Raw genomic sequence first — 9,688 nt, forward strand, 5'->3', positions numbered from 1 at the left:
CGGGCGCGCTGGCGATCCCCCGCCGGGGACCCGCCGGGGTCGAGATGCGGTGAGCTAGGACGCCGTCCGGGCCGGGACGGCCGCCGGCTCCGCGGCGGCGGGCGTCTCGCAGTAGACCACCCCCTCCAGCACGAAATGGCCCGGCCGCCCGCCATAGCGGTCGTAGAGCATCGTCGGCCGGACGGCCGTGTGCACGCTCTTGCGCGCCGTCTTCCCCTCGCAGAGCTCGTCCGCCCGGCGGTGGAAATAGTCGTAGGCCAGCTCCGGGCCGACGGGCAGGACCACCCGGACGGTGTAGCCGCCGTCGGCGTTGCGCAGGTCGCTGTAGCCCCAGGGCTTGCCGGCCGCCATGTCGATGCGGGCGTAGTCGTGGCTCACGCAGCCGCCGAGCGTCAGCCCGGCGGCTAGGAGGACGGCCGCCCTCTTCATCGAGAGGCGCGCGATTGGGCGCGGGCGGCCGAGCGGAGCTCTTCCATCCGTTCGGTGTGGGCCCGGGCGATGCTCATGGTGTTGCCGTAGGTCGTGAAGGCCGCGACCTCGGACGGCGACGAGACATAGGACCCGGCCAGGACGCCCGAGCCGATGCGGCGCACGGTGCGTCCGTCCGCCAGGGTCTCGACCAGTTCGTCCTGACCTTCCAGGCTGGGAACGGCGGTGCGGTTCAGGTCGATCAGTGCGTAGCGCGCGATCAGGGCGTGGGCGTTGTCGACCTCGGCGCGCAGGAGAGCGCCGTTGTCCTTGATCCACTCGCGGGTCAGGAAGATCGCGATCTCGCCCTTGGTCAGGTTGTCGTCGGTGGCCTGCTCGATCTCCTTGGTCATCTGCTTGAAGGCGTCGGTGCCTTCGGCCGGCAGGGCGCCGGACTCGTCGCGGGCGCTGTCCTGGACCGAGGCGATCAGGCGCTCGCGCAGCTCGGGCGTGAGCACCGGCACGGGCAGCTGGCGCGAGGAGTAGGTGAAGGTGTTCCGGTACGTCGGCCCGGTCAGCTCGGTCTTCGGCGGCGACCCCTCGAAGGCGTAGGGCGTGGCGTAGGGAATTTCTGGGTTCTGATAGCTCAGCGACACGATCACCTGCAGGGTGGTGGCGTCCTCCGACAGGCGATAGGAGGCGGCGACCTCCACCGCATCGTTGACGACCCCCGGCGCGGTCAGCTTCTGAACGGTCGAGACGTCGGCGACGACCACGCCCGGGCCGCCGTCCGCGTCGATCTGGCGTCGGAAATGTTCGGCCAGCGAGGCGTTCAGCGCGTCGACCGGCATCACCTCGGCGATCTCGTCGGCGGCCTGGGTGGCCCGGCGGGCGGGGAAGGAGTTGACGATGGCGTCCAGGGTGGCCGAGACCAGCGCCCCGATCAGGCCGTAGCTGGCGCCGGCGGCGGAGCTGTCCTGGGCGAACCAGGTCTTGCCCACGCCGTGGTTGTCTTCCGACACGGCGAAGGTTGTCGGCCCCATCGCCGCGATCTGGCCGTCGTTCAGCGGACGGGCGTTGGGCACGGGCGTCGTCGCGCACGCGGCCAGGGACAGCGCGCCGAGCGCGCAGACGAGAACTCGCATAGGTAATCCCCCAGGCCTGTCCCCTCCCGGAACAGGTTAACGCCCAAGCCTATCTCCGACGGGCCGGATTGTGTCAATCTCGGGGCAAGGGCCGGGACGCGCCCTGCGCGGATCAGTCGCCGTAGCTGTCGTAGCGGTTCCCGTGAGCCAGGTTGCCGAACTTGGTCGTGTCGGCGTCGAAGCTCAGCTTGACGATGCCGATGGGGCCGTGACGCTGCTTGCCGATGACCACCTCGGCCTGGTTGCGCAGGCGATCCATGTCCTCCTGCCACTGCAGGTGTTCGGGCGAGCCTTCGCGAGGCTCGGCGCGGCCCAGGTAGTAGCTTTCGCGGTACACGAACATGACGCAGTCGGCGTCCTGTTCGATCGAGCCCGATTCCCGCAGATCCGACAGCTGGGGCCGCTTGTCCTCGCGCTGTTCGACCTGACGCGAGAGCTGCGACAGGGCGATGATCGGCACCGACAGCTCCTTGGCCAGGGCCTTCAGGCCGCCGGTGATCTCGGAGACCTCTTGCACGCGGTTCTTCTGGCTGTTGCCCTCGCCGGTGGTCACCAGCTGAAGGTAGTCGACGATGATCAGGTCCAGGCCGTGGTCCTGGCGCTTCAGCCGGCGCGCGCGGCGGCCAGCTTGGAGATCGACAGGCCGCCGGTGGCGTCGATGAACAGCGGGCTCTCGCCGATCTCGACCGCCGCCTCGCGGATCTTGCCGAAGTCCGAGGCGTTGATCTCGCCCTTGCGCAGCTTGTCCGAGGACACGCCCGAGGCGTCGGCCAGGATCCGCATGGCCAGCTGTTCGGCGCTCATTTCCAGCGAGTAGAAGGCGACCACGCCGCCGCTCACCGTCTTGCGGCCCTCCGGCGTCGGCTCCCAGCGGTAATTGCGGGCGACGTTGAAGGCGATGTTGGTGGCAAGCGCCGTCTTGCCCATCGACGGACGGCCCGCGAGGATCAGCAGGTCGGACGGATGCAGGCCGCCCAGCTTCTGGTCCAGGTCGTCCAGGTTGGTCGCCAGGCCGGCCAGCTTGCCGTCGCGCTGATAGGCCTCGGCGGCCATCTGCACCGCGCCGCTGAGGGCGTGGCTGAAGCTGACGAAGCCCGATGACGGCTTGCCGGTCTCGGCCAGGGTGTAGAGCTGCTGCTCGGCGCTCTCGATCTGGTCGATGGCCGCGGTCTCGGGCTGGGGCGCCTCCTTGATGATCTCGCCGCCGATGCGGATCAGGTCGCGGCGCAGCGCCAGGTCGTAAACCACCCGGGCGTAGTCCGGCGCATTGGCCGCCGGCGGGGCCCGGTCGACCAGGTCGGCCAGGTAGCGCAGGCCGCCGAACTCCTGGAAGGCCGGGTCCTGCTTGAAGCGCTCCATCAGGATGGTCGGCTCGGCCAGCATGCCCTGGCGGATGTGGTCCTCGATCGCGTCGTAGAGTCGCTGGTGGAAGGGCTCGTAGAAATGGCTGCCGCGCAGGCGGTCGCTGAGCCGTTCGAAGACGGCGTTGTCGAACATGAGCGAGCCCAGCAGCGCCTGTTCCGCCTCCAGATTGTGGGGCAGGGAGGGGACGGAGCCGGGATCCATCGGGGACGGGAAGCTGACGGGGGCGAAGGCGTTCATCGGGGTCATCTCATGCCCCATGCGCCCAAGCTACGTCATGCTCGGTCGTATCCTTCGGCGGGGACAGAATCCTGCGCCTGTGGATGCGGCCGAAATTCCGCTGACGGATCAGTTAACGGCTCAGCTCGCGCAGGGATAGCGCGACGCCATCCAGGCGCGGACGCCGTCGGTGACGCTCATCCGCTGGCGGCGCGCCTGCGGGATGCCGTTCAGATGAGCCAGGAACTGAGGAATGTTGAGGTTGATCCGCTCGGGCGGGCAGGCGGGCGGCGTCCGGCCGGCGGCGCGCGCTGCGTCGATCTCGCCTCCGACCGTGCGGAAGGCCCGCTCGGCCTCGCCCCTTCAGCCGGTGGGTGTCCGGCCGCAGCATGGCCGAGGGGTTCATCGGGATCCGGTTCGCCCGGGTGACGAAATCGTCCAGCGTCATTCCTGACTGGGCCGAGGCCGAACCGGCGAACAGACAGGCGGCGAGAACCGCGACGACGACCGCACGCATGAAGACCTCTCCCTCGAACGGCTCAGCTTGCCGCGAAGTTTGCGGCGAAACAACGGTCGGCGGCGCGGGCGGGGGAGGGGCCGCCCGCGCCGCCTCCACTCACCAGTTCAAACCGACGCGGGCGTAGACGAAGCGCCCGTTGAAGCCGAACGGCGAGTAGTATGGGAAGCCCAGCACGCCGTTGCTGTTCAGCGTCTCGGGCACGGCGTCCGGGTATTCGTCGAAGGCGTTGTCGACGCCCAGGGCCAGGGTGATCCGATCGTTGGGCTGGAACCGGCCTTCGAAGTCGAACACGGTCTTGTCGCCGGTGGAGTAGTCGCCCGCCGCGGTCGACCCGGGCTGCAGCACGCTGGCGTAGTAGGTCGTCCGGGCGGTCAGGCCCCAGCGCCCATAGCTCCAGTCGGCGTTGGCCGAGACCTTGGTGTCGGGCGTGCCCTCCTCGATGGTCAGGATGCGCTGGCGGCTGAACAGCGGCGGCGGCGAGGGCAGGGTGGAGGTCGAGGTCGGGAAGCGGTCGACCGAGACGTCGTTGACGTTGGCGGCGACCGTGAAGTCCCAGTCGCCGTAGGTCTCGGTGTTCAGGCGATAGCGGCCGACCACGTCGATCCCCTGGGTGCTCGTCTCGACCCCGTTGACGAAGAAGCGCGCGGCCTGGATGCCCAACGGGTCCAGAATGGCGGCCACCGCCGGGTTGACGATCACGCCGGCGGAGTTGCGGCCCGCCAACAGTTCCGACAGAACGATCTGGTCCTCGATGTCGATCTGATAGGCGTCGATCGTCAGGTCGAAGTCGCCGAAGCGGAACACGGCGCCGAGCGTGTAGTTGGTCGAGGTTTCGGCATCCAGCGGCTGGCCGCCCAGCAGCCGCGCGACCGGGCTGGTGGCCGGGAAGGTGCCGGTCTCCACCACCGCGCCGTTCTGGATCACCGAGGCGGTCGAGGTGAAGTAGGACTGCTGCAGCGACGGCGCCCGGAAGCCGGTCGAGACCGAACCCCTGAGGGCGAAGGACGGCGTGAAGTCGTAGCGCGCCGAGATCTTGCCCGTAGTCGAGTTCCCGAAGTCGGAATAGTCCTCGAAGCGGACGGCGCCGGCGATGGTGAACTGCTCCGTTACGGGGGCCTCGACGTCGACATAGACGCCGACGGCGGTGCGGTCCTCGTCCACTTCGTTGGAGGGCTGGAAGCCGACGAAGCCCTGGGCGCCGCCCGCCAGCGCCGTGTTCCCGCCCAGCGGACCGCGGTTCCAGGATTCGGGCTGGCCAGCCTGGATCTCATAGGTCTCGCGGCGGGCCTCCAGGCCCACTGCGACGTTCAGGGGGGCGTAAAGGCCGACCTCGAACTGCCGCGTGAAATCCGCGCCCAGGACCAGCTGGTCGTAGATCAGCGAGCCGGAATCGAAACTGGTCGGCGAGGCGGCGCCATAGGTGGCGTTCAGCGAATCCTCCGTCCGGAAATCCAGGGCGTTGCGGCCGTAGACCAGGTTCACGTCCGCGTCCCAGCCGCCGACGGACCCGCGCAGCCCTCCCGCCAGCGACACGTCCTGCGAGTTGATGGCGATCTTGGGCAGGAAGCCGTTCGGATAGATGGCCGGGACGTTGTTGGTGTTATTGGCCAGACGCGGGAAGGCGGCGCTTTCGCTGTCGCGGTCCTGATAGCCGGCCCAGCCGTAGGCTTCCCACCCATTACCCAGCGGCGCGCCGGCGTTGGCGAACACGGTCCACTGCTCGACCTCGGGATCGCCGAAGCGGGCGGTGACTGCGGCGGGCGTCACGCGCGGATCCAGGTCCGAGCGGTTGGTCGGGTCCCGCTGAAGGTACTCCGCGCTCAGGGTCAGGAAGCCCTCGGACCCCAGCCGGAAGCCCTGCCAGGCCGAGGCGGTCAGGGTCCCGCCATCCTCGATGTCCGCCGCCCGCGCGGGCGGTGTCGACGGTCGTATAGTACTGGCCAAGCGTGAGCGTCGCGCCGCCGCCGCTGTCCGCCTCGCGCAGGCGCAGGTTCACCACGCCGGCGATGGCGTCCGAGCCGTACTGGGCCGACGCCCCGTCGCGCAGCACTTCGACGCGCTCCAGGGCGCCTGAGGGGATGGTGTTCAGGTCGACCGCCGCCGAGCCGCGTCCGACCGAACCGTTGACGTTGACCAGGGCCGAGGCGTGGCGCCGCGTGCTGTTGACTAGGACCAGGGTCTGGTCGGGCGACAGGCCGCGCAGGGTGGCGGGGCGGATGGAGTCGGTGCCGTCGACGACCGCCGGACGCTGGAAGGTGAGCGACGGCACGGCCTGGGCGAGGGCGGCGGCCAGTTCGGTGGTGCCGCGGTTCTGCAGGTCCTCGGCGGTGACCACGTCGACGGGGGCTAGGGTGTCCAGGCGCGAGCGGTTGGGCGCGCGGGTGCCGGTGACCACCACTTCGTCGATGACGGTGGTTTCCTCCTGGGGCGCGGCCGGAAGGGAAGGGCTCTGGGCGACGGCGGCGCCGGCCAGCAGGGCCGGGGCCGAGGCGGCGGCGAACAGGGCGATGCGGAGAGAGGTGCGGATCATTTTCTTGTTCTCGATGAGACGCAGAGGGCCGCGCGGCGTCGCGCGCAGCGATCGCCGATGGGGCTTTGCGGTTTTGTTGAAGTCAGGTCGCGACGTCGCCGGCAGAGGGTCAGCCGGTTACAGCGAACGTCGACATCGCATGGGGCCGGTGCGCCGGGCGCGCATGCCGGCGGCGAGGACGGTCGGGGAATGAGGCGTGAGGTCACGCATGGTCGTCTCCCGCTCGATCGGGAACCGCTTCGGTGACAAAAAGAGGGATTCCGGGCTTCGCCGGTCCTCTCATCTGCCGCGACCCGGGGAAGGGTCCCGAAGGAGTTGGCACCTTACGGAGGTCCGCAGGTTGCCCCGGCGTCCAAGGGCCTTTTCCCTCAGCCGGTCTCGATGAGCCGGTTCAGATATTGCGGTGCAGCAGAACACCGTCAAGGGACCGACATAAAAATATCATCGTCCCACCCGTCATGGCCGGGCTTGTCCCGGCCATCGAGGATCTCCGACTGGCGCCAGCTTGGCTCAACCGCGGCGCTTCGCCTCCGGAAGGCGTTTATGGATGGCCGGGACAAGCCCGGCCATGACGCGCGTTGGTGAAACCACCGATCCTCAACGGATGCGGCGTGACCAGCCTAGCCGAAACAGGGATAGGTCCGCTCGGCCCAAGTCAGCAGCGCATCCTCCAGGGTCTCGGTCGCCCGAAGCTCCGCCGGCATCTCCAGCGCGTCGAGCGCCGCGACGATGTCGTTCGACGTCAGCGCCTGCGTGTCGGGCAGGCAGTTCGGCGGGCGATGCCCCGCGCGCCGCGCCGCGTCCTGAGCTTCGCGGACGGCGACGACGGCGTCTTCCCCGGCCTTCACCATCCGTCGGGTGTCGGGCTGCAGGTGGGCGGCGGAGTTTCGGTTGACCTGCTGGTTGAGGGCCAGGAACTCCTCGACCGTCATCTTGGGTTCGGGGGCGCCGGCGCAGGCGGCCAGGGCCGCCAGGGCGACGAGCGGGGCGAACAGGCGGTCGATCATGGCGTCTCTCCGGCGTTGCGGCATCCTACGCCGGGCGAGACGGGGACCTACTCTCCTTTCCTGACGCGCCAGGGTCCCGGAACGAAACGGCGGCGCGGAGGGATCCGCGCCGCCGTCGACGGTTCGTCTTGGAGGACGATCAGATCAAGCCTCGGTTCCGAGGCCTTCCTGTTGGCCGGCGCCGCCGGCGACCATGTCCGCGGCCTGTTCGGCGGCGACTTCACGGTCGGCGTCGTAGGCGACTTGATCACGTCCTCGCCGCGGGCCTGGCGCTCGGCTTCTTCGGCCGAACGCGCCACGTTGATCTTGACCGTGGCCGAGACCTCGGCGTGCAGGCGGACCAGCACGTCGTGGACGCCCAGCGTCTTGATCGCGGTGTTGAGCACGACCTGCGAGCGCTCGACCTTGCCGCCTTCGGCCTGGACGGCCTCGGCGACGTCGCGGCCGGCGACCGAACCGTACAGCTGACCGGTCTCGCCCGCCTGGCGGATCATGACGTAGGTCTGGCCGTCGATCTTGTCGGCGATCTTCTGCGCTTCGGCCTTGTTCTTCTCGTTGCGCTGCTCGATGGCGGCGCGGTCGAGTTCGAAGGCCTTCAGGTTGGCGGCGGTGGCCCGGCGGGCCTTGTCGCGCGGCAGAAGGAAGTTGCGGGCGAAGCCGTCCTTGACAGTGACGACGTCGCCGATGGCGCCGAGGTTATCGACGCGTTCCAGCAGAACGACCTTCATCTTACTTCACCACGTAGGGCAGGAGGGCCAGGTAGCGGGCGCGCTTGATGGCCTTGGCCAGTTCGCGCTGCTTCTTCTGGGAGACGGCCGTGATGCGCGACGGGACGATCTTGCCGCGTTCGCTGATGTAGCGCTGCAGCAGCTTGACGTCCTTGTAGTCGATCTTCGGCGCGTTCGGGCCGGAGAACGGGCACACCTTGCGGCGGCGGTAGAACGGGCGGCGGGCCGGGCCGGAGCCGGCCGGCGCGCCCGGGATCGGGGCGGTGGTGTCGGTCATGTTCCGGGTTCCTTAGAAGGCGGCTTCGGCGGCGGCGTCGTCGCGGGGACCGCGCTCGCGCTCGCGCTCACGTTCACGCTCGCGGCGGGCCAGCAGCGGCGACAGCTCCAGGTCGAGCTCCTCGACGCGGACCGTCAGCCAGCGCAGCACGTCTTCGTTGATCGACAGCTGACGCTCGACCTCGGCCATGGCGGCCGCGGGGGCGTCGATCGCGAGCAGCGAATAGTGCGCCTTGCGGTTCTTCTTGACCCGGTAGGTCAGGTTGCGCAGACCCCAGTACTCGATCTTGGCGACGCGCCGCCGTTTTCCTCGATCAGAGCCTTGATGGTGTCGTTCAGCGCTTCGGCCTGCTGCGCGGAGATATCCTGGCGCGACATGACCGTGTGCTCGTAAAGAGCCATGCGGTGGTCTCCCTTGTGGACGCCGGCGCGGATCGGACCGGGTTCAGTCCGTTCCACGATGGTTCCCGAAGCGGCGGCCGGGATGACTTCCCGAACCCTTTGGAACTCCGCGCCGGGACCGAAGCCCTGGAAAGCGGGCGCGTATAGGGGAAAAGCCGGCGCGGGGCAAGGCGGGGAAGCCGAGGTCGTGTGCTCACGAGAGTGGACCTTCAGAATGTCGGCGATGGGTGGAAAGCAGACGCTCATGCAGTAGGCTCCGACCCATCTTGGAGATGCTCTATGGACGACCTTGCACTCGCCTTCGAAGCAGCGGCAGTTGGACGACCATGCCGCGCTGAACGTCGGGAGTCGGATTGGGCGTTTGATCTCCAGGATGACACCGGCTTTGCAGTTGGCTGTCACTGGCGATTGATTTCACCGGACGGGATCGCACTTACCGACGAGGACGACGGGCAGCGATTTGGTTTGCCGGAGCCTGTCGATGCCGAGAACAATGCGAACGCTCTGCTCAGCGGGGCCACAGTAATCTCCGCGACCGTAGACCGGTTGACCGCGGACTTATGCCTCCGGTTCTCGAACGACTTGCGTCTCGATGTCGTCAACAACTCCTCTGGCTACGAAGGTTGGCAGGGCAGCTTCTCTCACCGGGGCAAGGCGACATCCATCATCGCCCTCGGGGAGGCAGACTCGCCTTTTTCTAAGGTCCGCTGCGGGCCGACCGCGGGCTTTGGCTTCGTGCGCGACGGCGGACCTCGCCGGACCTGTAAGTGCACGCCCTAGGCCGCCCGCCGATCCCCCCGCGGCGCCAGCAGCACCACCGTCTCCACCCGGTTCCGCCCGTTGTTCTTGGCGCGATACAGTGCGCCGTCCGCCCCGATCAGCAGGCCGTCGGGCATGGCGATAGTCCGCCCGACAGGGCCGGCGGCCGTGGCGACGCCCAGGCTGGCGGTCAGGACGCCCTTGGCGCTTCCGACGTGGGGCACGCCCAGGGTCTCGATGGCGGCCTTGAGGGTGCGGGCCACTCGCGCGGCGCCGGCGGCGGGGGTGCCGGGCAGGATCACGGCCATCTCCTCGCCGCCGTAGCGGACGGC

General features: G+C 68.9%; 8 protein-coding genes, 3 pseudogenes and 1 riboswitch. Of the genes and pseudogenes, 1 reads left to right on the forward strand and 10 read right to left on the reverse strand.

All coding sequences use genetic code 11. From position 1 onward, the window contains the following. Positions 1 to 54: 54 nt before the first annotated feature. The 9 genes and pseudogenes from AC2W7C_RS08660 to rpsF form a co-directional block, all read right to left on the reverse strand. Positions 55 to 378 carry a hypothetical protein gene (locus AC2W7C_RS08660; protein WP_486001072.1) on the reverse strand — a complete coding sequence of 108 codons (324 nt, stop codon included), beginning with the start codon at positions 376 to 378 and terminating at the stop codon, positions 55 to 57. A 47-nt stretch (positions 379 to 425) separates the two neighbouring features. After that, the gene (locus AC2W7C_RS08665) at positions 426 to 1,553 is read right to left on the reverse strand and encodes a hypothetical protein (RefSeq protein WP_486001073.1); all 1,128 of its coding nucleotides are present in this window, start codon (positions 1,551 to 1,553) and stop codon (positions 426 to 428) included. Positions 1,554 to 1,665: 112 nt separating this feature from the next. After that, positions 1,666 to 3,155 (reverse strand): annotated as a pseudogene (locus AC2W7C_RS08670) (replicative DNA helicase). Positions 3,156 to 3,750: 595 nt separating this feature from the next. Continuing rightward, the gene (locus AC2W7C_RS08675; protein WP_486001074.1) at positions 3,751 to 5,421 is read right to left on the reverse strand and encodes a TonB-dependent receptor plug domain-containing protein; all 1,671 of its coding nucleotides are present in this window, start codon (positions 5,419 to 5,421) and stop codon (positions 3,751 to 3,753) included. Beyond that, positions 5,333 to 6,184 (reverse strand): TonB-dependent receptor plug domain-containing protein, encoded by an 852-nt coding sequence (locus tag AC2W7C_RS08680; RefSeq protein WP_486001075.1) that lies wholly within the window; start codon positions 6,182 to 6,184, stop codon positions 5,333 to 5,335. The genes AC2W7C_RS08675 and AC2W7C_RS08680 overlap by 89 nt, the downstream gene beginning before the upstream one ends. Positions 6,185 to 6,460: 276 nt before the next feature. Continuing rightward, positions 6,461 to 6,572, reverse strand: a riboswitch (SAM riboswitch). Between the two features lie 232 nt (positions 6,573 to 6,804). After that, on the reverse strand, positions 6,805 to 7,191 hold the full coding sequence (locus AC2W7C_RS08685) for a hypothetical protein (protein WP_486001076.1): 387 nt from the start codon (positions 7,189 to 7,191) through the stop codon (positions 6,805 to 6,807). 144 nt (positions 7,192 to 7,335) lie between these two features. After that, positions 7,336 to 7,919 (reverse strand): annotated as a pseudogene (gene rplI / locus AC2W7C_RS08690) (50S ribosomal protein L9). Position 7,920: 1 nt separating this feature from the next. Further along, positions 7,921 to 8,196, reverse strand: coding sequence for a 30S ribosomal protein S18 (gene rpsR, locus AC2W7C_RS08695; protein ID WP_343792668.1), 276 nt, complete (start codon positions 8,194 to 8,196; stop codon positions 7,921 to 7,923). A gap of 12 nt (positions 8,197 to 8,208) precedes the next feature. After that, a pseudogene (gene rpsF, locus AC2W7C_RS08700) lies at positions 8,209 to 8,597 on the reverse strand (30S ribosomal protein S6). A gap of 279 nt (positions 8,598 to 8,876) precedes the next feature. Here rpsF and AC2W7C_RS08705 point away from each other — a divergent pair. Next, the gene (locus AC2W7C_RS08705; RefSeq protein WP_486001077.1) at positions 8,877 to 9,377 is read left to right on the forward strand and encodes a hypothetical protein; all 501 of its coding nucleotides are present in this window, start codon (positions 8,877 to 8,879) and stop codon (positions 9,375 to 9,377) included. On the opposite strand, the gene AC2W7C_RS08710 is transcribed toward AC2W7C_RS08705, so the two are convergent. Then, the coding region (locus tag AC2W7C_RS08710; protein ID WP_486001078.1) for a diguanylate cyclase at positions 9,374 to 9,688 on the reverse strand (315 nt) is incomplete at its 5' end. The genes AC2W7C_RS08705 and AC2W7C_RS08710 overlap by 4 nt on opposite strands.

This window comes from Brevundimonas sp. CURTG3B2_SDJG (genome assembly GCF_057364705.1).

Excerpts from the sequence above, each read along its gene's own strand:
- AC2W7C_RS08705 (WP_486001077.1), top strand. The coding sequence starts at position 8,877 with ATGGACGACCTTGCACTCGCCTTCGAAGCAGCGGCAGTTGGACGACCA.
- rpsR (WP_343792668.1), bottom strand. The coding sequence starts at position 8,196 with ATGACCGACACCACCGCCCCGATCCCGGGCGCGCCGGCCGGCTCCGGC.
- AC2W7C_RS08680 (WP_486001075.1), bottom strand. The coding sequence starts at position 6,184 with ATGATCCGCACCTCTCTCCGCATCGCCCTGTTCGCCGCCGCCTCGGCC.
- AC2W7C_RS08685 (WP_486001076.1), bottom strand. The coding sequence starts at position 7,191 with ATGATCGACCGCCTGTTCGCCCCGCTCGTCGCCCTGGCGGCCCTGGCC.
- AC2W7C_RS08665 (WP_486001073.1), bottom strand. The coding sequence starts at position 1,553 with ATGCGAGTTCTCGTCTGCGCGCTCGGCGCGCTGTCCCTGGCCGCGTGC.